At 61.1% G+C, this 20,862-nt stretch carries 15 protein-coding genes; 4 read left to right on the top strand and 11 right to left on the bottom strand.

What is annotated here, in order from left to right:
- Positions 1-94 precede the first annotated feature (94 nt).
- Positions 95-2,407: an autotransporter outer membrane beta-barrel domain-containing protein gene (locus QWI18_RS16435; RefSeq protein ID WP_369319280.1), complete on the top strand. Its 2,313-nt coding sequence runs from the start codon at positions 95-97 to the stop codon at positions 2,405-2,407.
- 76 nt (positions 2,408-2,483) lie between these two features.
- Here the strand turns inward: QWI18_RS16435 and QWI18_RS16430 are convergent, their stop codons facing one another.
- The 5 genes from QWI18_RS16430 to acnA all read right to left on the bottom strand — a co-directional run bounded on the left by QWI18_RS16430 (position 2,484) and on the right by acnA (position 10,004).
- Complete coding sequence (locus QWI18_RS16430) at positions 2,484-3,149, bottom strand: hypothetical protein (protein WP_369319279.1); 666 nt, start codon at positions 3,147-3,149, stop codon at positions 2,484-2,486.
- Positions 3,150-3,571: 422 nt separating this feature from the next.
- Positions 3,572-4,243 carry a hypothetical protein gene (locus QWI18_RS16425; protein WP_369319278.1) on the bottom strand — a complete coding sequence of 224 codons (672 nt, stop codon included), beginning with the start codon at positions 4,241-4,243 and terminating at the stop codon, positions 3,572-3,574.
- Positions 4,244-4,527: 284 nt separating this feature from the next.
- Positions 4,528-6,093: a methyl-accepting chemotaxis protein gene (locus QWI18_RS16420; protein WP_369319277.1), complete on the bottom strand. Its 1,566-nt coding sequence runs from the start codon at positions 6,091-6,093 to the stop codon at positions 4,528-4,530.
- Positions 6,094-6,194: 101 nt separating this feature from the next.
- Positions 6,195-6,986, bottom strand: coding sequence for a lysostaphin resistance A-like protein (locus QWI18_RS16415; protein ID WP_369319276.1), 792 nt, complete (start codon positions 6,984-6,986; stop codon positions 6,195-6,197).
- A 276-nt stretch (positions 6,987-7,262) separates the two neighbouring features.
- A complete protein-coding gene (gene acnA / locus QWI18_RS16410; protein WP_369319275.1) occupies positions 7,263-10,004 on the bottom strand; it encodes an aconitate hydratase AcnA in 2,742 nt (913 codons plus the stop codon).
- A 235-nt stretch (positions 10,005-10,239) separates the two neighbouring features.
- Here acnA and rlmM point away from each other — a divergent pair, with 235 nt between their 5' ends.
- Together rlmM and QWI18_RS16400 are read left to right on the top strand one after the other, a co-directional pair.
- Positions 10,240-11,307 (top strand): 23S rRNA (cytidine(2498)-2'-O)-methyltransferase RlmM, encoded by a 1,068-nt coding sequence (gene rlmM / locus QWI18_RS16405; protein WP_369319274.1) that lies wholly within the window; start codon positions 10,240-10,242, stop codon positions 11,305-11,307.
- 76 nt (positions 11,308-11,383) lie between these two features.
- Positions 11,384-12,811 carry an FAD/NAD(P)-binding protein gene (locus QWI18_RS16400; protein WP_369319273.1) on the top strand — a complete coding sequence of 476 codons (1,428 nt, stop codon included), beginning with the start codon at positions 11,384-11,386 and terminating at the stop codon, positions 12,809-12,811.
- 89 nt (positions 12,812-12,900) lie between these two features.
- On the opposite strand, the gene soxR is transcribed toward QWI18_RS16400, so the two are convergent.
- Positions 12,901-13,362, bottom strand: coding sequence for a redox-sensitive transcriptional activator SoxR (gene soxR / locus QWI18_RS16395; protein WP_065988678.1), 462 nt, complete (start codon positions 13,360-13,362; stop codon positions 12,901-12,903).
- A gap of 179 nt (positions 13,363-13,541) precedes the next feature.
- Here soxR and QWI18_RS16390 point away from each other — a divergent pair, with 179 nt between their 5' ends.
- Positions 13,542-13,883, top strand: a complete 342-nt coding sequence (locus QWI18_RS16390) for an antibiotic biosynthesis monooxygenase (RefSeq protein WP_369319272.1) — start codon at positions 13,542-13,544, stop codon at positions 13,881-13,883.
- 31 nt (positions 13,884-13,914) lie between these two features.
- On the opposite strand, the gene QWI18_RS16385 is transcribed toward QWI18_RS16390, so the two are convergent.
- The 5 genes from QWI18_RS16385 to QWI18_RS16365 form a co-directional block, all read right to left on the bottom strand.
- Complete coding sequence (locus QWI18_RS16385; protein WP_065988758.1) at positions 13,915-15,018, bottom strand: sigma-54-dependent Fis family transcriptional regulator; 1,104 nt, start codon at positions 15,016-15,018, stop codon at positions 13,915-13,917.
- Between the two features lie 145 nt (positions 15,019-15,163).
- Positions 15,164-16,300: an FMNH2-dependent alkanesulfonate monooxygenase gene (gene ssuD, locus QWI18_RS16380; protein ID WP_369319271.1), complete on the bottom strand. Its 1,137-nt coding sequence runs from the start codon at positions 16,298-16,300 to the stop codon at positions 15,164-15,166.
- 344 nt (positions 16,301-16,644) lie between these two features.
- Positions 16,645-18,261, bottom strand: coding sequence for an inorganic phosphate transporter (locus QWI18_RS16375; protein ID WP_065988675.1), 1,617 nt, complete (start codon positions 18,259-18,261; stop codon positions 16,645-16,647).
- A gap of 130 nt (positions 18,262-18,391) precedes the next feature.
- Positions 18,392-19,408 (bottom strand): transporter, encoded by a 1,017-nt coding sequence (locus QWI18_RS16370; protein WP_065988674.1) that lies wholly within the window; start codon positions 19,406-19,408, stop codon positions 18,392-18,394.
- A 107-nt stretch (positions 19,409-19,515) separates the two neighbouring features.
- Positions 19,516-20,349: an aldo/keto reductase gene (locus QWI18_RS16365; protein ID WP_192130100.1), complete on the bottom strand. Its 834-nt coding sequence runs from the start codon at positions 20,347-20,349 to the stop codon at positions 19,516-19,518.
- Positions 20,350-20,862: the final 513 nt, after the last annotated feature.

The following is a 20,862-nucleotide window of genomic DNA, read 5'->3' as shown; positions in this document are numbered from 1 at the left end:
AGTTTGGGAAATTTCCTACTTCAAAAAAAATCCAAATTATTTCATTGAAGATTTATTGCCTCGCAGAATCTAGGCCTCATGTAATGGAGGTCCTATGCTGTCACTCATAAATATCACGCCTGTAACGTTTCAACGGAATGTGCTGGCCTTATCGGTGGGCTTTTTTTCCCCACTCTTGCTCGCTAAATCTACCTTGGACTTTACTGTCGGCCTCTCAGCGGGGAGTGATGTAGAATTGAGTCGGACCAAAACTGAGCTCGTTGATGGAAAAAAAATACTGGTGCATGAGGTCGACGGAGTACCTCATACCCTTGATGGTGTTTCCAATGCTGGAAATTTCAGAGTGATCAACGGCGGCGAGTTGAATTTAGTAAACGGTTCGACCATCGACTGGGTCGAGATCCAAAACTCTACTTTGAATGTCAGTCGCAGCTTTGTGCGTGATGGGATCGGCGTCCACTCTGGAGAAGTCCTGATCCAGGATTCAGATGTAAGTAACGCCGATGGTATCGGGATACGTCTGTACCTCACAGGTTCTGATCTCGTATCACCATCAGTTGTGACTCTCAAAAGCAGTAGCGTTACTGGCGTAGGTTTTGGAGCCGCCGTGGGGACGACGGGTGAGATTCGTTTGGCAAACTCCTTGGTAACAGGGATTGGCACACTTAGCGATCAAGAGGGTAATGCAGGGTTGAAGCTCGCAGGTGGAATCGCGCGGATCAGCGAAGGAAGCCATGTATCAGGAAGCGAATCAGGGATCCGCATAATTAATGGCTCTCACGGTCTCAGCGAGCAAGATAATCGGGTGCAAATCGACGGCTCCACTGTTTCGGCAACTGTGGGCTCTGCTATCAAGGTAACGAAGAGTTCTATCTTTGAAACAGAGACGACGATTGGCCAAATAATTATTACCGATAATGCTGTACTGCAGGCGGGCAATGGTCGCCTTGTCGACGTGGATCAGGAAAGTACCGCCAACGTAAAAGTGATCAACAGCACCCTCTCCGGTGATTTCGTCGCCGACGACACCAGCACCCTCAACGTGGTGCTGCGCAATCACGGGCAGTTGAACGGGAATATCGTCAATGGCGATTCCGTGACCATCGATTCCAGTGGTCGCTGGCAGCTTGCGGCGGATAACAGCGTTAATTCGCTCGCGCTGGACGGCGGCAGCGTTGGCTTCACCGGAGACGGCTTTCATTCGCTTTCGCTGGGCAAGCTGTCCGGCTCCGGGCTGTTCGATATGCGTATCAACCTCGACGACGGCACCGGCGACCTGCTCAGCGTGAATGGGGAGGCGTCGGGCAAGCATCGACTGCGTATCCAGAACACCGGCACTGAAGCCGTCCCCGCCGAGTTCGACCCGCTTCGGGTGGTTCACACCGAAGGCGGGGATGCGGAGTTCGGGCTGGTGGGCGGTCGGGCAGATCTTGGGGTGTATTCCTACGAGCTCGAACGCCAGGGCACTGACTGGTTTATCGTCGGCTCCGGCAAGGAGATCAGCCCTTCCACGAAAAGTGCGCTGGCGTTGTTCAATACCGCACCGACGGTATGGAACAGCGAGTTGACGACGTTGCGCAGTCGCATGGGGGAGGTGCGCGGCCAAGGGCAGGGCGGCGGCTGGATGCGTACCTATGGCAGTCGTTTCAATGCGGCGCTGGATTCCGGCGTTGATTACAGTCAGAAGCAGCAGGGTCTGTCGTTCGGTGCGGATGCGCCCGTGCCCGTGAGCAACGGTCAGCTGTTGCTCGGTTTGATGGGGGGATACAGCAAGTCGGATCTGGACATCGGCCGAGGCACGTCGGGTCAGGTCGACAGCTACTACGTCGGCGCGTATGGCACGTGGTTGTCGGAGGGCGGTTATTACCTGGACGGCGTGGTGAAACTGAACCAGTTCCATAACGAGTCCAAGGTGGCGATGAGCGATGGCACCAAAGCCAAAGGCGATTACAGCAACAAGGCATTGGGTGGGTCGGTGGAAGTCGGCAAGCATATAAAGCTGGGCGATGAGTATTTCGTCGAGCCGTTCGCGCAGGTGTCCAGCGTCTGGATCGATGGCAGCAGCTACGCGCTGGACAACGGCATGCAGGCCAGGACCAACCAGACGCAGTCTATGCTGGGCAAGGTCGGCACTACCGTGGGGCGCAGCTTCACGCTGAAAGACGGCGGCATTGTTAAACCGTACGCGCGAGTGGCGATGGCCCACGAGTTCTCCCGCAGTAATGACGTCAGCGTGAACGGTCAGCGTTTTGACAACGACTTGTTCGGCTCCCGCGCGGAATTGGGTGCAGGTGTTTCGGTGTCGCTGTCCGAGCGACTCCAGGTGCACGCTGATTTCGATTACATGAAGGGTGAGCATGTTGAGCAGCCTTGGGGTGCGAACGTGGGGGTGCGTCTGGCGTTCTGACATTCGCGTCAGTTGATTGAAACGCGGTTCCAAAGCCCCGGCTGCAGCGATGCAGTCGGGGCTTTTTTACGTGGGCTCAGGGTTTGGGCTGCATCCGGCGCCGTCGCTGTAGACGGCCAAGGGGCGAGCCTTTGCCGCGTCGCTTCCTCAGGCGGGGCAGGTTGACGGTGAGCGTTTCCGAAATGCCCACGAGCCTGGCGCGCCTCACCACTTCGTAGCGCACCTCGACGCACCCGCTCTCGTAGTCCGCGAGGGTTTCATTGTTGAGGTACTGAACCAGGCGAGGGCCTTTGCGACCTTCTACCTTGCCGACGGTGGTGTAGAACGTGTTGTGACCCCAGCGCAGCTTCAGGTGATCCCCAAACCACAGTTTCGGAGAGCGCGGGATGTTGATGTAGATGCCCACGTTCAACTGGGCGTCGGTCGGGCCTTCGGGGTCGGCACCGGTGATGAAGGGCGCTTCGAATACAGGCGCCGGAGGTGGGTCCTTCATTTCGTGATGCCAGGGAAATCCCGGGGCGTTTTGAAGCTGGCCGGCGTAGACCATCGCCTGTTCAGCCGCACTCTTGGCCACGGGCGGCACCGCCTGCAGATCTTCGTAGAGCGGGATTGAACTCTTGCCGGGTGGTTTGCGTTTGGTCCTGCGGGTATTTTTCGGGTTTGGTACTGTTAATTTTTTATTGTTATCTGACTCGATCGGTTGTGAGTGGGGTGACGGCTGGATATCCGTTTCATCTTCCATTGGAACTCCTTGATCAGATCGCTAGTGCGAGGATTACAGGATTGTGTGTTGTGCGCTTGCTTGTAGGACTGCGGCGCTGCACATGCCTATGATCGATTCGAAAAATAGTACTGTCAAACAAGCGAAGTGCATGGGATTGCATGGCTTCTTTGAAAAAAATTCGCGGTTGAATAGATCTTTAATGTGTGAGTCCGGCCGTTTTCAGTGGTTTTTTGAGCGATTTAAATAATTATATATCGCGCGTAGTCTATAAAATTTTGGTAGTCCATCAGACACTTCCTACGGAGATGTAGGTTCTGTGGAATCGAGATGCCCAAAAATAATTTAAATTATTTTCTTGGGGTGAATTTGTTGACAAAACCTCCACGCATTAGCGTGGAGGTGGTTACTTTTGGTATTCAGATGAATGGCGCGAACGCCGGTTACAATTTAATTGAAACCAGGGTCGGGAGGCTGGTGATGGAGACGTTGTCCGCCCGGTCGGTGACGAAGTACTCGACGGACACCGTTTCGGCTGCATGGGCTTGCAGGTGTTCGCGGCTGAACGCGATTTCGACGGGTCTGAGGGTGAGCTCATCCGCCTCGACCTTATGGGACGGGCCTGCAACGCCGTTGAGTAATGTCTGGATGACATCGCCAGGTGCCATGCCGGCGTAGCTTGGCAGGAGGCCAATGAGTTGATCACCGAGGGTGGCGGTGGGGAAGATAAGTGGGGCGAGGAGGGTGGCGCCGGGTTTTGTGCGGTCGACCCTTAATGTGATTGGAGGGGAGTAATCCGAAACCTCCGTGTTTGGGCTCGTTGTCATGTAGCCCATTTCATAGAAGCCATCATGGTTAAAGAGCACTTCACTCAGATGCACAGTGATCATGTCTCCAACCCGATCATCTTCCGTAATGACTCGGATGTTGCCCAGTGGTGCACCATCAAGCACCAATTGAAAGTAGTAGCCGGGTTCTGCTGCTTCCCACACCTGTACTTCGACCGGGATTGGGTTTTCGAGCGCTGAGATGTTGAGTAAACCGTCTTCAGGGGCAGCACTGGGAACAACAGGGGGTGGCAGGGGGATAGGGTGTCTCAATACAGCGTCATTCATAACAAAACTCCATCAAGCACATCTCACCACTTCTATCCGTAGAAAGAGTGCGGGTTAAATAATTATCCAGATCAACAAATACCCCACCAATGGTGGTAACTATCTATCGTCTTTCAATAATCAACTAATAGAGTTCTACAAATCCTGTCAACACCCAACCCCCCGCTACAAACCAAAAACCGCACTCCCAAATGATTTTCAGAAATGTCCTACTTAAACCCCGACACAAACAAAAAGGCCCCGGCAGACGATCTGCCGGGGCCTTCTTTTAACCCGTCAATCACTCAGCGGTTAAAGCGCTCCACCAATGAGTATTGCGTGTTGGCTGTGTGGGTCAGTTCCGCACTGAGCGCGGCAGAGCGACGGGCCTCGTCGGAGGTCTGGTCGGCCAGATGCGCGATGGTGCTGATGTTGCGGCTGACCTCTTCCGCGACCGAGCTTTGCTCCTCAGTGGCAGCGGCGATCTGCGTGGTCATGTCGGTGATGTTGGCCACTGCGTCGCTGATGCCCACCAGCGCCCTGTCGGCTTCCATGACCTGCTCGACACCTTCTTCAGCCTGGCGCCGGCCTGTGTCCATGGTCTGCACCGCGTTGGTGGCCGTCTGTTGCAGCTTGGCGATGAGGGCGTGGATCTGGCCGGTGGATTCGGTGGTGCGTTGGGCGAGTTGCCGGACTTCATCGGCGACGACGGCGAAGCCACGACCCATTTCGCCCGCACGAGCGGCTTCGATGGCGGCGTTGAGGGCCAGCAGGTTGGTCTGGTCGGCGATGCCTTTGATGACATCGACGACGCCACCGATTTCGTTGCTGTCCTTGGCCAGCTGAGTCACGGTCAGGCCGGTTTCGCCCACCGACGTGGACAAGCGCTGAATGGCTTCGCGGGTGTCACTGGCGATCTCGCGGCCGCGACGGGTCAGCTCGTTGGCCTGCTGTGTGGCGTCAGCGGTGCGCTGCACGTGATTGGCGACTTCCTGGGTGGTCGCAGCCATCTGGTTGACAGCGGTGGCGACCTGTTCGGTTTCGACGCGCTGACGTTCCAGGCCGGAGGAGCTGGCCTGGGCCAGGGTGTCGGACTGACGCGCCTGAGCGTTGAGGTGTTCGGCGGTGTCCTGCAGGCGGGTGAGGCACGTCTTGAGACGCGCTTCCTGGCTGAGGATCGACATTTCCAGCCGCGCCTGTGCGCCGCGACTGTCGGTGTACATCTGCGCGATCAGCGGGTCGGACGTGGTTTGCTCGGCCAGGCGCAGCAGGCGCTTGAGGCCACGCTGTTGCCAGCTCAACCCCAGCAGGCCAAGGGGGACCGACAGCGCGGCGGCGAGCAGGAAGCCCCAATGGGAATTCAGCCACACACCAATCAAAAAGCTCACTTGGCTGACCAGAATGAACGGCAGCCAGTCCTGCAACATCGGCAGCCATTTGTCGCGGCTTGGCACGGCACTTTTGCCGCTGTTAAGGCGTTTGTAGAGTGCTTCGGCGCGGCGCACCTGTTCAGCGGTTGGCTTGATGCGCACGGACTCGAAGCCCACCACCTGCTTGTTCTCGAAGACCGGCGTGACGTAAGCGTTGACCCAATAGTGGTCGCCGTTCTTGCAGCGATTCTTGACGATCCCCATCCACGGCAGGCCCTGCTTGAGCGTGGCCCACATGTGTTCGAAGACCGCCGCCGGCACGTCCGGATGACGCACGGTGTTGTGGGGCGACTTGATCAGTTCATCTTGGGAAAAACCGCTTATTTCAATGAAGGCGTCGTTGCAGTAGGTGATGACGCCGCGCGCATCGGTGGTAGAGATCAACCGTTGCTGCGCCGGGAAGGTCCGTTCGCGTTGAGTGATGGGCTGGTTATTTCGCATGAGCTATTCGATCCAGGAAGGCTGTGAAGGGTTATCGGCCCGAAGCGAAAAAATATTAAGCTTTTGTGAACTGCGTCATAGGTCGGGTGTGGTGGAGGCGTTTACCGGTCGAACATCGGGTAGGTGAACACGCTGAAATGCAGCAGGTTCAGGCCGAAGTGGGTGAGCACGGCAGCGGGCAGACCGCCCAGTCGACAGGCAACGCCATAACCCACGCCCGCGATGCCCGCCACAAGCGCCCATTCCCACCCGGCACCGATGTGCGCGAGGCCGAACAGCGCAGATGCCGCCCCGATTGCGAGGGCGTCGTGGCAGGGGAAGTGTTGCAGCCATCTTTTCAAACTGCCCTGCAGGTAACCGCGAAACAGCAGTTCCTCGGTCAGCGCGACCAGCAGCAGGTTATTCAGCGCCCAGATGCCCGTTTGCTCGGGCCACTTGGGCGACCAACCGACGAGACCCATCAACATCGCGGTTGATAAACACGCGGCGGCGGTGACGGGCAGCGCGATGCTGGTGACGCCCAGCCAGCGTTTGGGACTCAACGCGATAAACACCCAGGGGCAGGCGATGGCGATCCAGAAGCCGATGAGAGGTTTGTCGAGGTTCAGGTACATCGAATACGGCGCGGCCTCGGGGCTGAGGCGCACGCCGGCAATCGCTCTGGCGCTGAGGAAACCGGGCAACCAGTGACTGGCCAGCCCCGCTGCAATGACGATGAACAGGGCGTGACCGAATAGGCGCACGGCGCGGTGCTGGAAATGGCCGACGCAGATGCCGGCCATGATCAGCAGTCCGAACGTGATAACCACGGGCACGCTGAGCTGGCCGTAGAGCAGCGCCAGGCAGTAGCCGAGAGAGAGCAAAAAGAGGGAAGTCCAGCGTTGCACCGACATGGAGTCGACCTTGAGTGTCGGAATAGGCTGGCGATTTTAACGTTGATTAAACACGGGTGTATGTCGGATCAAACGTGGAGTTGGTCCGATTATTTCGGGGATGCAGGGCGGAGGTTGTGTAGGGCGTTTCTGATAACGACGGATTTGGTTTGGACACTGGCAATTTGCGGTGAGGCAGACGACGCATTCCCGGCTAAAGCCGGTCCCACATGTAGGACCGGCTTCAGCCGGGAAGAGGCCCGAACAAGCGCCATCATCTTCTAGCCAGACATCGCCTCAGGACGCAATCAACTGCCGCAGCACGTAATGCAGAATCCCGCCCGCCTTGAAGTATTCCACTTCATTCAGGGTATCGATCCGGCACAGCACGTCGATATTGTCCTGCTGACCATCCTCGCGGGTGATCTGCACCGCCAGGCCCATGCCCGGTTGCAGCGTGGCACCGGTCAGCCCGGTGATGTTCAGCACTTCCTTGCCGGTCAGGCCCAGGGTTTTGCGGCTTTCGCCCGCCCTGAACTGCAGCGGCAGGACGCCCATGCCGACCAGGTTGGAACGGTGGATACGCTCGAAACTCTCGGCAATCACCGCTTTGACGCCCAGCAGATTCGTGCCTTTCGCCGCCCAGTCGCGACTGGAGCCCGTGCCGTATTCCTGACCGGCAATGACCACCAGCGGCGTGCCTTCTTCCTGGTAACGCATGGCCGCGTCATAGATCGGCAGCTTCTCGTCGGTGGGGACATGCAGCGTGTAGCCGCCTTCTTCGCCGCCGAGCATTTCGTTGCGAATGCGGATGTTGGCGAAGGTGCCGCGCATCATCACTTCATGGTTGCCGCGCCGCGAGCCGTAGGAGTTGAAGTCCTTGTACTCCACGCCCTTGCCGCGCAGGTAGCGCCCGGCCGGGCTGTCCAGTTTGATGTTGCCAGCGGGGGAGATGTGGTCAGTGGTCACCGAATCCCCCAGCACCGCCAGCACGCGAGCCTGCTGCACGTCGGCGATGACCGGCAATGGCCCGGCGACCTCCTCGAAGAACGGCGGGTGCTGAATGTAGGTCGAGTCCGGCTGCCATACATAGGTCGCCGCCTCGGGCACCTCAATCGCCTGCCACTGCTCGTCGCCGGCGAAGACCTCCGCGTATTCCTTGTGAAACATGCCTGTGCTGACGTTCATGACCGCGTCGGCGATCTCCTGCTGGGTCGGCCAGATATCACGGAGGTAAACCGGCTGGCCGTCGCTGCCTTCGCCCAGGGGTTCGCTGCTCAGATCCGTGCGCACGGTGCCGGCCAAGGCGTAAGCGACCACCAGCGGCGGTGAGGCCAGCCAGTTGGTCTTCACCAGCGGGTGCACGCGGCCCTCGAAATTTCGGTTGCCCGACAGAACCGACGCGACGGTCAGGTCCGACTGCTGAATGGCTTTTTCGATCGGGTCAGGAAGCGGCCCGGAGTTACCAATGCAGGTAGTGCAGCCGTAGCCCACCAGGTCGAAGCCCAACTTATCGAGGTACTCGGTCAGGCCGGCGGCGTTGTAGTAATCGGTCACGACCTTCGAGCCGGGCGCCAGCGAACTCTTCACCCACGGTTTACGCTGCAGGCCTTTCTCCACGGCCTTTTTCGCCAGCAGACCGGCCGCCATCATCACGCTCGGGTTGGACGTGTTGGTGCAGGAGGTGATAGCGGCAATGACCACTGCACCGTTTTTCAGGCGATAGGTCTGGCCGTTGTATTCATACTCGGCCTCGCCCACCTGGGCGGCGTTGCCCACCGCGACACCGCCGCCGCCTTCGCTTTCCAGTCGGCCTTCTTCGTGTTTGCTCGGGCTGACTGCCAGGCCCAGGAAGTCACTGAAGGCCTTGGACACATCGGGAAGGGCGACGCGGTCTTGCGGACGTTTAGGCCCTGCGAGGCTCGCGACCACCGAGCCCATGTCCAGCTCCAGCGCATCGGTGAACGCCGGTTCCTGACCGGGCAAACGCCACAGGCCCTGGGCCTTGCAGTAGGCCTCGACCAATTGCACCGTTTCGTCCGGACGGCCCGACAGGCGCAGGTAATCCAGGGTGACGTCGTCGACCGGGAAGAAGCCGCAAGTCGCGCCGTATTCCGGGGCCATGTTGGCAATGGTGGCCCGATCCGCCAGCGGCAAGTCCGCCAGGCCATCGCCATAGAATTCGACGAACTTACCAACCACGCCTTTCTTGCGCAGCATTTGCGTCACGGTCAGCACCAGGTCGGTGGCGGTGATGCCTTCGCGCAGTTTGCCGCTGAGCTTGAAGCCGACGACTTCCGGAATCAGCATCGACACGGGTTGGCCGAGCATGGCCGCTTCCGCCTCGATGCCGCCGACGCCCCAGCCAAGTACGCCGAGGCCGTTGATCATTGTGGTGTGGGAATCGGTACCGACCAGCGTGTCCGGAAAGGCGTAGGTGCGGCCGTCTTCTTCCTTGGTCCACACGGTGCGGCCAAGGTATTCCAGGTTGACCTGATGGCAGATCCCGGTGCCCGGCGGTACTACGCTGAAATTATCGAACGCGTTCTGGCCCCAGCGCAGAAACGCGTAACGCTCGCCGTTGCGCTGCATCTCGATGTCGACGTTCTCGCCGAAGGCCTTGTCGTCGCCGAAGCGGTCGACCATGACCGAGTGATCGATGACCAGATCCACTGGCGACAACGGATTGATGCGCTGGGGATCGCCACCGGCCTTGGCCACGGCGGCGCGCATGGCGGCCAGGTCAACCACGGCCGGCACGCCGGTGAAATCCTGCATCAGCACGCGCGCGGGGCGGTACTGGATTTCCCGGTGGGATTTGCGCTCGGTCAGCCAGTCGGCGAGGGCCTTGAGGTCGTCGCCGGTCACCGTGTGGTTGTCTTCCCAGCGCAGCAGGTTTTCCAGCAGCACCTTGAGCGACATCGGCAGTTTGTCGAGATTGCCCAGCGTGCGCGCGGCATCCGGGAGGCTGAAGTAGTGGTAGGTCTTGTTGCTGACTTCGAGGGTTTTGAGGCTTTTCAGGCTATCGAGGGAGGGCATGACTGACTCCTTGACGGTCCGCGCAGCACGCGCGGACGGGCGATCGACGGTAAGACGGGGCTTGCAGCAGCGCTCTGGTTGGCGGCTTTAAATGATCGTTGAGTAGTACTGGACCCACCGGCTGAGCCAGTGGTTCCTGATTCGGCTATCATGCGCCGCTTTCGAGTCATTGAGGTTAATCCTCATGTACAGCTTGCGCCGCGACTCGATTCGTGGCGCGCGAGGAGACCGTCCCGTGAACACCCTTTTCATGCATTGCCGCCCCGGCTTCGAAAGCGAGGTCTGCTCGGAGCTCAGCGAGCACGCCGCCCGCCTTGAGGTGTCCGGCTACGCCAAGGCGAAGACCGACGCCGCTTTTGCCGAATTCATCTGCACCGAGCCCGAGGGGGCAGAGCGGCTGATGAACAGCCTGAAGTTCCGCGAACTGATTTTCCCCCGGCAGTGGGCCCGTGGCGTGTTTGTCCAGCTGCCGGAAACCGACCGCATCAGCGTGATACTCGAACACATGGCCGGGTTCGCGCCGTGCGGCAGCCTGTGGCTGGAAGTGGTCGACACCAACGACGGCAAGGAGCTTTCGACGTTCTGCCGCAAGTTCGAGGCGCCATTGCGCAAGGCGCTTGAGAAGGCCGGCAAACTGGTCGACAACCCGAGCCTGCCGCGTTTGCTGCTGACGTTCAAAAGCGGGCGCGAAGTGTTCCTTGGGCTGGCCGACGCGAACAACTCGGCGATGTGGCCCATGGGCATTCCGCGCCTGAAATTCCCCCGGGAAGCGCCCAGCCGCTCGACCCTCAAGCTGGAAGAGGCCTGGCACCACTTCATCCCCCGGGATCAGTGGGACGAGCGCCTGTCGGGCGACATGACCGGCGTCGACCTGGGCGCGGCGCCCGGGGGCTGGACCTACCAGCTGGTGCGGCGCGGCATGCTGGTCACCGCCATCGATAACGGTCCGATGGCCGAAAGCCTGATGGACACCGGGCTGGTGCAGCACCTGATGGCCGACGGCTTTACCTTCAAGCCCCGTCAGCCGGTGGACTGGATGGTCTGCGACATCGTCGAAAAGCCCGCACGCAACGCCGCGCTGCTGGAAACCTGGCTGGGCGAGGGTTTGTGCCGCGAGGCGGTGGTCAACCTCAAATTGCCGATGAAGCAGCGTTACGCCGAAGTGCGACGCTTGCTGGAGCGCATCGAAGACGGCTTCAAGGCCCGCGGCGTCAAGGTTTCCATCGGCTGCAAGCAGCTGTACCACGACCGCGAAGAAGTGACCTGCCATCTGCGGCGCCTGGACATGAAACGCAAGGGCTGACGTTGGGTTGAATCCGGTGCCACGCTGTCCATAATCAGCCATGCGCGCCTGCGGGGCGAAGAGAAGGGGGGAAGCAATGAGCGCTGAACACAATGGACCTGATGCCGACATCCTCATCGTCGGCGGTGGCCTCAGCGGCACCATGCTCGCGGTGCAGCTGCTGCGCCTGCCGGGGCAACGGCGCATCGTTATCGTCGAGTCACGCAGCGAGTTGGGCCGGGGTGAGGCCTACAGCGCCACCGAGCCGGGCCACACGCTGAACGGCAACGCCGCACGCATGAGCGTCGACCCGGACGACGTCGACGATCTCACCCGCTGGCTGACCGACTACATTGCCGCCGGTGGCTGGCCGGAGTCTGACCAGCAGCACGTGCCGGTGGCCGAGCTGTTTCCGCCCCGCGGGATTTTCGGGCTGTACGTTCAGCAGCGTCTGGCCGAGGCACGGGTGGTCGGCGAGCGCTATGGTTCCACCGTCGAGCACGTGCGCGGCGAAGTGACCGACCTGCAGGCTGACGCAGCCGGCGTGCGCCTGACCCTCGCCAGCGGCGAACACCTGACTGGCCGATTCGGCGTATTGGCAACGGGCATGTTCGCCGCCGCGCGCACGCCTCAGCGCGATTCAAACGCCCTCAACGCCGCTGCCGTCGATCCATGGGATGTCGATGCTATGGGCCAGCTCGACCCCCAGGGCCGGGTGCTGATCATCGGCTCGGGCCTGACCATGGTCGACGCCGTGGTGTCCCTGGAGCAAGCCGGTCACCGTGGGCCCATTGACGTGTTTTCCCGCCACGGCCTGCTGCCCCACGTTCGCCGCCAACCGCCGACATGGCCGGACTTTCTCGCCGCCGACCTGAACATACGCAGCACCCGGCAACTGGTCAGGGCCTTGCGCGAGCAGTGCGCGCAAGCGGCGGAGCAGGGCATCGACTGGCAGGCGCCGCTCGACACTGTGCGCGTGCATATTCCACGGCTGTGGAGTCAGGCCTCTGACCTGCAGCGCCGCCAATTCGTACGCCACGTGCGGCCGTGGTGGGAAAGCCATCATCACCGCTCGCCGCCGCCCAGTGCGAAGTTGCTGGAGCGGCTGATCGACGAAGGGCGCCTGCACATCCACGCCGCCTCGTTGCTCAGGGTGGAGGGCGCCGAGGCCGGGCAGATTTCCATCAGCGTTAGCTATCGCGGGCAGGACATGGCCACGACGGAGAGTGGCGCAGCGCTGATCAACTCGACCGGCATTCAATACGACTGGCGCCGGGTTGACCGGGCCTTGCCGCGCAATCTGCTGGCCCGTGGCCTGATTCAGCCGGGGCCGTTGGCGCTTGGCATTGCCGCCGACGCGGGTGGTGCGGTCATGGACGCCGAAGGACGGATTTCGGCGCGGCTCTACGCCATGGGCCCGCCCTTGCGCGGGCTGTGGTGGGAAAGCACCGCGGTGACCGACGTGGCGTTGCAGGCCAAGCTGCTGGCGGCGCGACTGGCGGCGGTGTGCAACGTGCCAATCTGAATAACCAGGAGATTGCGTCCCCCACGACGCAATTATCTGTCACTGGTCGACCAGACTCTTGCCGATACCCGGGTCAGTCCGCAAAACCTTCAATCCTGATCCAGCAGGCGCGGCCCGGCGCCTTGCTCGCTCAGGCTGTCACCGAAGTTACGCAGCGGGCAGGCCTCCATCGACAGGCAGCCGCAACCGATGCAGCCACTGAGCTGGTCGCGCAGAGCGGTGAGACGGTTGATGCGTTCATCCAGATCGGCTTTCCAGCGCTCGGACAGCCGCGTCCAGTCGTCAAGGCTGGGCGGGCGGTCCTGGGGCAGGGTTTGTAGCGCGGTTTGAATGGTCGCCAGCGGAATGCCCAGGCGCTGGGCAGTTTTGATCAACGCCACCCGACGCAGCACATCCCGGGGGTAGCGCCGCTGATTGCCGGCGTTGCGCTGGCTGCTGATCAGGCCTTTGGCCTCATAAAAGCGCAGCGCGGTGATGGCCACGCCGCTGCGCGCGGACAACTGGCCGACGGTGAGTTCGCGGGCGATGGGCGGGATGTCCTGGGTGAGCATGCAATCTTCCTGTGTGCCGAACGACGCTTGACCTCCAGTTAACTGGAGGTTTTATCCTGCGCAGCATCGCTTGGCCGGACCGGCTTGGCAAGTGGGGCACCGGCGCAAGAAACGTATGGGGCCATGCCGGTTTGCGCAGCATCCTGTTCAGCAACAACCGTCATCCGTGGAGAACGTTCATGACACCAGCAGCCGCTCATCTCCCTTTCAGTCAATTCGTCGAGTTCGCCGTCGACCCCCGACATCAGGCCGGGCTGGTCGGGGCGCTCAACGAGCGTTTCGAGCGATTCACCCGCACCTACCCAGGTTTTGTCCGCGCCAGCGTGCAGGTCAGTGAAGACCGCCAGCGGGTGCTGAGCCACGTGCAATGGCTGTCGAAGACCGACTGCGAGCGGGCGTTCGAAAATGCCGAGCAGGGCGAAGGGGATTTGTGGGAGTTGATTCGTCAACACCGGGCGACGTCGATGATCTTCAACGCGTACGAAGTGGCGGGGGAAATCGTAGGACCGCGTCACGGGTGAACGCAGTCCCACAGGTTGCATCGCTGTGGGTTCACACCGACAAATGCAGCATCCGTTCACCCTGGGTCTGCTCGCCGGGGCGGCGCTTGTTGACGGCCAGTTCACCGATCTTGATCAGCCGCGCACGCACTACGTTGCGGCTCAACCCCAGCAACTGCGCGGTGTGCACCTGGTTGCAGTGGCTGAAGCGATAGGCCGCGCGCAACAAGGCGTCTTCGACCTTTTCGTGCAGCGCGCCGGCCTGCTCTTCGAACAGGCGCTGGAACGCCCTGGCCAGCAGCGCTTCGGTTGAATCGTCGACGATGGGGGCAGAATCTTCCTGACGCTCAAGGCGCAGGTTCGACAGGCGCAGATCGCTGGACTGAATCACGCCGTTGCGGCAGATCAGCAGGGTGTGGTGAATGACGTTTTCCAGCTCGCGAATATTCCCCGGCCAGCCGTAGGTCCGCAACTTGTGCTCGGCCTCGGCGCTGATCTGGATCGGTCCGCAGCCCAGACGCTGGCTGTAGACGTCGATGAAGTGCCGGCTCAGCGGCATGATGTCGCCCGGCCGTTCGCGCAGGGTGCTCAGCTCCAGATTGACGACGTTGAGGCGGTAGAACAGGTCTTCGCGAAAGTGCCCGGCGTTGATCGCGCGTTCCAGCTGCACGTTGGTCGCGGCCAGCACCCGCACGTTGATCGGCGTGCTTTTGCGCGAGCCCAGCCGCACCACTTCGCGCTCCTGCAGGACGCGCAGCAGCTTGACCTGAATGGCCAGGGGCAGATCGCCGATTTCGTCGAGAAACAGCGTGCCGCCGTTGGCTTCTTCAAACCAGCCGGCCTTGGCGGTGAGGGCACCGGTGAACGCGCCTTTTTCCTGGCCGAACAGCTCCGCTTCCACCAGTGATTCCGAAAACGCGCCGCAGTTGACCGCCACGAACGGCTGATGACGACGGCTGCTCAAGTTGTGAATGTGACGCGCCACCAGCTCTTTGCCGGTGCCGGTTTCGCCGATGATCAGCACGCTGGCATCGCTGGGCGCGACTTGTTCGATATGGGCCAGCAGCGCCTGGGATCTCGGGTCTTCGAACACCTGCGCGGTGGCACGAATCGAAGTCGCCAGGGCCGGCGAGGGCGGTAGGGTCAATAGCTGCATGGGGGTCACTTGTGGTTGGAACGGTAAGCTGGCTGTCATGAAGGACTCCTTGTCGCGATGGCCGTTGTCGCGATGGCAGATCAACCGTTTCCCACGCGCTGCGCGGTTGCGCAGCAAACGGGTGTTTCCAGGGGGGCGGCGAAACTTACTTCTGCGGTGGCAAGTCGTTGGCAATCATCTCGCCGAACGGGCCGGTGAGGTTGGTGATGCCGCGGCCTGCCAGGCTGCGATACGGCTCGGGCAACAGCGGGAACACCAGCTCGGCGAAGCGGTAGGCTTCTTCCAGATGGGGGTAGCCGGAGAAGATGAAGCTTTCGATGCCCAGGTCCGCGTATTCCTTGATCCGCTCGGCGACTTCCTGCGGATTACCCACCAGCGCCGTGCCCGCACCGCCCCGTACCAGCCCGACGCCGGCCCACAGGTTGGGGGCGATTTCCAGGTTGTCGCGACGGCCGTCGTGCAATGCGGCCATGCGGCGCTGGCCTTCGGAGTCGAAACGGGAAAAAGATTTCTGTGCGGCGGCGATGGTGTCGTCGCTGATGTGCTCGATCAGGGTGTCGGCGGCTTTCCAGGCTTCTTCGCTGGTCTCGCGGACGATCACGTGCAGACGGATGCCGAACTTGACGGTACGGCCGTTGCGCGCAGCGCGTTCACGCACGTCCGCCAGCTTCTCGGCCACGGCGGCGGGGGGCTCGCCCCAAGTGAGGTAAACATCGACCTGCTCGGCGGCCAGTTCGTGGGCTGCCTCGGAGGAACCACCAAAATACAGCGGCGGATAGGGCTTCTGGATCGGCGCATACAGGGCTTTGGCGTTCTGCACTCTCAGGTGCTTGCCTTCGAAGTCCACGGCTTCGCCCTGCAACACGCGGCGCCAGATCTTCAGGAATTCGTCGGTGACTTCGTAACGTTCGCTGTGATCGAGGAAGCTGCCATCGCCACGGTTCTCATCAGGGTCTCCGCCGGTCACGACGTTGATCAGCAGGCGTCCGCCGGACAAGCGATCCAGGGTCGCGGCCATGCGCGCAGAAACGGTCGGAGAAATGATCCCCGGACGAATCGCCACCAGGTAACGCAGACGCTCGGTCAACGGCACGAGGGCCGATGCGATCACCCAGGAGTCTTCGCAGGAACGGCCGGTCGGAATCAGCACGCCGTGGTAACCCAGATCATCGGCGGCCTGGGCGACCTGCTTCAGGTAATTGAGCGTGACCGGGCGCGCGCCCTTGGTCGTGCCCAAGTAATGGCCGTCGCCGTGTGTCGGTAGAAACCAGAAAACATCCATGAGAAATCCTTCGAGCGGAATCGGTGGGCTTGTGACAAGTGCACCCGTTATAAAGGCTCCGATTTATTCCGTAAAAGAACTGAATCCCATATTTTTATAACCGTTAGTGATATGCCCTGTTTCTTGCTTATCAAGAGGGAAAAGAATGCTTGAGTGGCGAATAAACCTGCAGGAGCGCTCTTTGTGGGACTGGCTTTAGCCGGGAAGGCGTCATGTGTCACACCGCAACATTGATGGCGTTCGCGCTGGCCTTTTCCCGGCTGAAGCCGGTCCCACTGAAAAGCACCGCGCAAAAAAAACAGGCGCCGAAGCGCCTGAAAGAGAGTACGGGAGACTCTTCGAAATCAGAAAATCTGGGTGAACAGCCAGTACAGGCTGCCCGACAACAGGATCGCGGCAGGCAGGGTCAGCACCCATGCCATCGCCAGATTGCGCAGGGTGCGCATCTGCAGGCCGGAGCCGTTGGCGACCATGGCGCCGGCCACCCCGGAGGACAGAACGTGGGTGGTCGACACCGGCAATCCATACATGTCCGCTGCACCAATGGTCAGCATCGCGACGACTTCCGCCGATGCGCCCTGGGCGTAGGTCAGGTGAGTCTTGCCGATTTTCTCACCGACGGTGATCACGATGCGTTTCCAGCCCACCATGGTGCCCAGGCCCAGCGCGATCGCTACCGCCACCTTGACCCACAGCGGAATGAAGCGCGTCGCGGTATCAATCTGCTGTTTGAACGTGTCGACCTTGGCCTGGGTGTCCGCGTCGAAGTTGCCGACCTTGTTTTTGTCCATCAGGCGGATGGCTTCGGAGGTCAGGTACATGTCGTTCCGCACGTTGGCGGTGGCCTCGGCCGGCACCTTGGCCAGTGACCCGTAACTGGCGACCTGATCGCCGATCTTGCCGGCCATGACGGCCAGCGCCGGGACCAGTTCAGGGGTCGCCTGCTTGTCGCGGATGTAAACGGAAAGTGTCTGTCTGGAATCGGCCGGCGCGGGCAGGGGCGCCGCTTTGCTCAGGGCCTGTTGGGTGACTTGGGCGACCGCCGCGAACTGCACCGACTGATCAGCCGGCATGGCGCGGTTCAACGCGTAGGCCATCGGCAGCGTGCCCACCAGAATCAGCATGATCAGGCCCATGCCTTTCTGACCGTCGTTCGAGCCGTGGGCGAAGGACACGCCGGTGCAGGTCAGGATCAGCAGGCCGCGAATCCAGATCGGTGGCGGCTTGTTGCCTTCCGGCGCCTTGTACAGCGCGCGGTTCTTCACGAACATGCGCAGCGCCATCAGCAACAGCGCGGCGCAGGTGAAGCCCACCAGCGGTGAGAGCAGCAGGGAATAACCGACTTTGGTCGCCTGAGACCAGTCCACGCCGCTGGTGCCGTCGCGGCCGTGCATCAAGGCGTTGGCGATACCGACGCCGATGATCGAGCCGATGAGTGTGTGGGAAGAGGAGGCCGGCAGACCCAGCCACCAGGTGCCGAGGTTCCACAGGATCGCCGCGATGAGCAGGGCGAAGATCATCGCGTAACCCGCCGATGAGCCGACTTGCAGGATCAGCTCGACCGGGAGCAAGGCAATGATGCCGAACGCCACCGCGCCGCTGGAAAACAGCACACCCAGGAAGTTGAACGTTCCCGACCAGACCACGGCGAAGTTCGGCGGCAGGGAATGGGTGTAGATGACGGTGGCGACGGCGTTGGCGGTGTCGTGGAAACCGTTGACGAACTCAAAGCCCAGCGCGATGACCAGCGCCACGCCGAGCAGAATGAAAGGCGTCCAGGTCAGCACGACGGTACCCAGATCGTCCATGTCCTGCTTGAGGCTGTAGCCGGTGTAAAACAGGCCCAATACCAGTACGACGCAGAAAATCACCATCGTCAGCACGCCAGGCTTGCGCCCGAATTGAGCACTCAGTCCGGGCCCCTGTTGCAGAGGGCGTTGAGCCAGTGAGGGGGTTGCCATGGGTCGCGATCCTGTTGAGGTGGGATGGTGACCATGATCATTACAAAATGTGACAGAGATGCGACACGGGTCACGTTTTGGCTGGATTTACTGGGGTTAGGGACCAGTGGGCGCGCCAATAATGCTGCCGTCAATAATCCCGACTCTTGCGAAACGCCCACCGTCCCGCAATAAACGTAAAGGTTGCCACCAGCGCGACCAGCACCCAGAACCCGTGGGGATCGCTGGCCAGGGGGATGCCGCCGACGTTCATGCCGAAGAAACCCGCGACGATGTTGATCGGCAGCGCCAGCACGGTCACGACGGTGAGGGTGAACAGCGTGCGGCTGCTTTGTTCGTTGAGGTTGGCGGCGATTTCTTCCTGCAGCAGTTTGATCCGTTCGCCCAGGGCGGTGAGGTCGCTGATCACCAGCGCCGACTCTTCGGTGGATTGCCGCAGTTCTTGCAGGTCGTCTTCCAGCAGCCATTGCGGCGGTCGGTGCAGCAGGCGCATCAGCGAGCCGGGCTCCAGCGCCAGCAGCCGCTGCAGGCGCACCAGCACCCGACGCATGGCGCCGAGCTCCGAGCGGTTGTTACTCAGGCGTTGGGAGAGGAGTTGGTCTTCGATCTTGTCGACGCTGAGGCTGGTCTTGCGCATGAACTGACTCAGCACGTCGCTCTGATCGCGCAGCAGGTGGGCGAGCAGTTCAAGGGGGGAGCGGAAGGTTTCGCCTTGTTTGACCGAGGAGCGCAGCCGGTCTACCGAGCGCAGCGGCTGATGGCGTGCGGAAATCATCAGGTTGCTGCGCACGCACACCCACAATGTGGCGATGTCGGTGGAGATGCGGTTGAAGTCGAAGACCACGTCGTTGACCACCGCGAGCAGGGCGGAGTCGACGTGTTCGATGCGCGTGGAGCGTGAGCCTTCGTGCAGCGCTTCGAGGAATTCGTCGGGCAGGTCGAGGTTGGTTTTCAGCCAGCGTTCGCAGCTGGCGTGTGCGAGATTCAGGTGCAGCCAGACGAACTCGTCGGGCTCGGTCGGGTGGCGCAGGCACTCCAGCGCAGACGTCGAATCCAGCTCACGGCCGGGTTCCTCGGGACGGAAGCGGAACCCGTACAGCAAGCCAAACAGATCCGAGTCCTGGTGATGGGCAATGCGTTGATTCATGAAGGCTCGCAGACGGGAAGTGCCCCGCAGGGCACGAGATCGAAAGCGGCATCATCGCAAGGGGTTTTGACAGTTTTGTGACGGTTTGTGTCCGGCAGCGATCTTGTTCAGACCATTGACAGCCGCGTCTTGCGCAGGGGCGCCGGCCATGAGGTATCAATCAGCAATTCATCCTCGATGGACAGCTCGATATCAACCGCCGCAGCGTTCAATTCCAGGTGATGGGGAGTGACGGCCTTGGGAATGGCGATCACGCCGTCCTGACGCAGTACCCACGCCAGGCTGATCTGCGCCGGGGTGGCGTCATGGCGCTCGGCGACTTCGAGGATGGCAGGGTTCATCAGCAAGTTGCCGGCCTGGCCGATCGGGCAGTACGCCATCAGCGGCATCCGGGCGGTTTGCATCCAGGGCAGCAGGTCGTATTCGATGCCGCGTTCTTCCGGGTTGTACAGCACCTGGTTGGTGGCGCACCCGCCGCCGAGGCCCAACGCGTCGAGCTCAAGCAGGTCTGACACGTCGAAATTGGACACGCCCCAGCGACCGATCTTGCCCGCTTCACGCAGACGCTCGAAGGCTTCAACGGTTTCTTCCAACGGGTACTGACCGGGCCAGTGCAGCAAATACAGATCGATATAGTCGGTGTTCATGCGTTTGAGGCTGCGCTCGCACGCCGCCGGAATGCCCGCGCGGCTGGCGTTGTGCGGGTAGACCTTGCTCACCAGCACGACCTCGTCGCGCCGCCCGGCGATGGCCTGGCCGACGACTTTCTCGGCGCCGCCTTCGCCGTACATCTCGGCGGTGTCGATCAGCGTCAGACCGAGGTCGATGCCCAGTTGCAGCGCCGAGACTTCCGCCTCGAACTGATGGCGGTCCTCACCCATGTGCCAGGTGCCCTGACCGATAACGGGGACGGTTTTGTCTGCCAGTTCAAGCGTGCGCATCGGGGGTGCCTCCGGGCGGATAGGACTGATTGATTAAGAGTCAGGCAGTACTGGCCGGCAGGGGTTCAATTTCAAGCGAGTTCGCAGTGCGTGAGCGTGACTGCGTATCTAATGTAGGACCGGCTTCAGCCGGGAAAAGGCCTGTGTGAACGACATCAGTTTTGCAGCGTGACAGATGACGCCTTCCCGGCTAAAGCCGGTCCCACAACGAACCCGGTCAGTCAGCGGGACTGCGCACCCATAGCGGGACCGGCTCTAGCCGGGAAGAGGCCTGCGTGAACGACATCAGTTTTGCGGTGTGACACATGACGCCTTCCCGGCTAAAGCCAGTCCTACAACGAACGCGATCAGTCATTGGGACCTGCTAGCCCAGTAGGACCGGCTTCAGCCGGGAAGAGGCCGGTGTAGGCGACAACAATCTCGCGGTGTGACACATGACGCCTTCCCGGCTAAAGCCAGTCCTACAACGAACGCGATCAGTCATTGGGACCTGCTAGCCCAGTAGGACCGGCT

The organism is Pseudomonas sp. W2Oct36 (assembly GCF_041060465.1).
Lineage (GTDB): Bacteria > Pseudomonadota > Gammaproteobacteria > Pseudomonadales > Pseudomonadaceae > Aquipseudomonas > Aquipseudomonas graminis_B.
This window is presented reverse-complemented; position numbering and strand designations above follow the sequence as displayed.

Coding starts and splice junctions, on each gene's coding strand:
- QWI18_RS16365 (WP_192130100.1), bottom strand. CDS start 20,349: ATGCGCACGCTTGAACTGGCAGACAAAACCGTCCCCGTTATCGGTCAG.
- QWI18_RS16415 (WP_369319276.1), bottom strand. CDS start 6,986: ATGTCGGTGCAACGCTGGACTTCCCTCTTTTTGCTCTCTCTCGGCTAC.
- QWI18_RS16370 (WP_065988674.1), bottom strand. CDS start 19,408: ATGAATCAACGCATTGCCCATCACCAGGACTCGGATCTGTTTGGCTTG.
- QWI18_RS16400 (WP_369319273.1), top strand. CDS start 11,384: ATGAGCGCTGAACACAATGGACCTGATGCCGACATCCTCATCGTCGGC.
- QWI18_RS16375 (WP_065988675.1), bottom strand. CDS start 18,261: ATGGCAACCCCCTCACTGGCTCAACGCCCTCTGCAACAGGGGCCCGGA.
- soxR (WP_065988678.1), bottom strand. CDS start 13,362: ATGCTCACCCAGGACATCCCGCCCATCGCCCGCGAACTCACCGTCGGC.
- QWI18_RS16435 (WP_369319280.1), top strand. CDS start 95: ATGCTGTCACTCATAAATATCACGCCTGTAACGTTTCAACGGAATGTG.
- QWI18_RS16390 (WP_369319272.1), top strand. CDS start 13,542: ATGACACCAGCAGCCGCTCATCTCCCTTTCAGTCAATTCGTCGAGTTC.
- QWI18_RS16425 (WP_369319278.1), bottom strand. CDS start 4,243: ATGAATGACGCTGTATTGAGACACCCTATCCCCCTGCCACCCCCTGTT.
- QWI18_RS16420 (WP_369319277.1), bottom strand. CDS start 6,093: ATGCGAAATAACCAGCCCATCACTCAACGCGAACGGACCTTCCCGGCG.
- QWI18_RS16430 (WP_369319279.1), bottom strand. CDS start 3,149: ATGGAAGATGAAACGGATATCCAGCCGTCACCCCACTCACAACCGATC.
- ssuD (WP_369319271.1), bottom strand. CDS start 16,300: ATGGATGTTTTCTGGTTTCTACCGACACACGGCGACGGCCATTACTTG.
- QWI18_RS16385 (WP_065988758.1), bottom strand. CDS start 15,018: ATGCAGCTATTGACCCTACCGCCCTCGCCGGCCCTGGCGACTTCGATT.
- acnA (WP_369319275.1), bottom strand. CDS start 10,004: ATGCCCTCCCTCGATAGCCTGAAAAGCCTCAAAACCCTCGAAGTCAGC.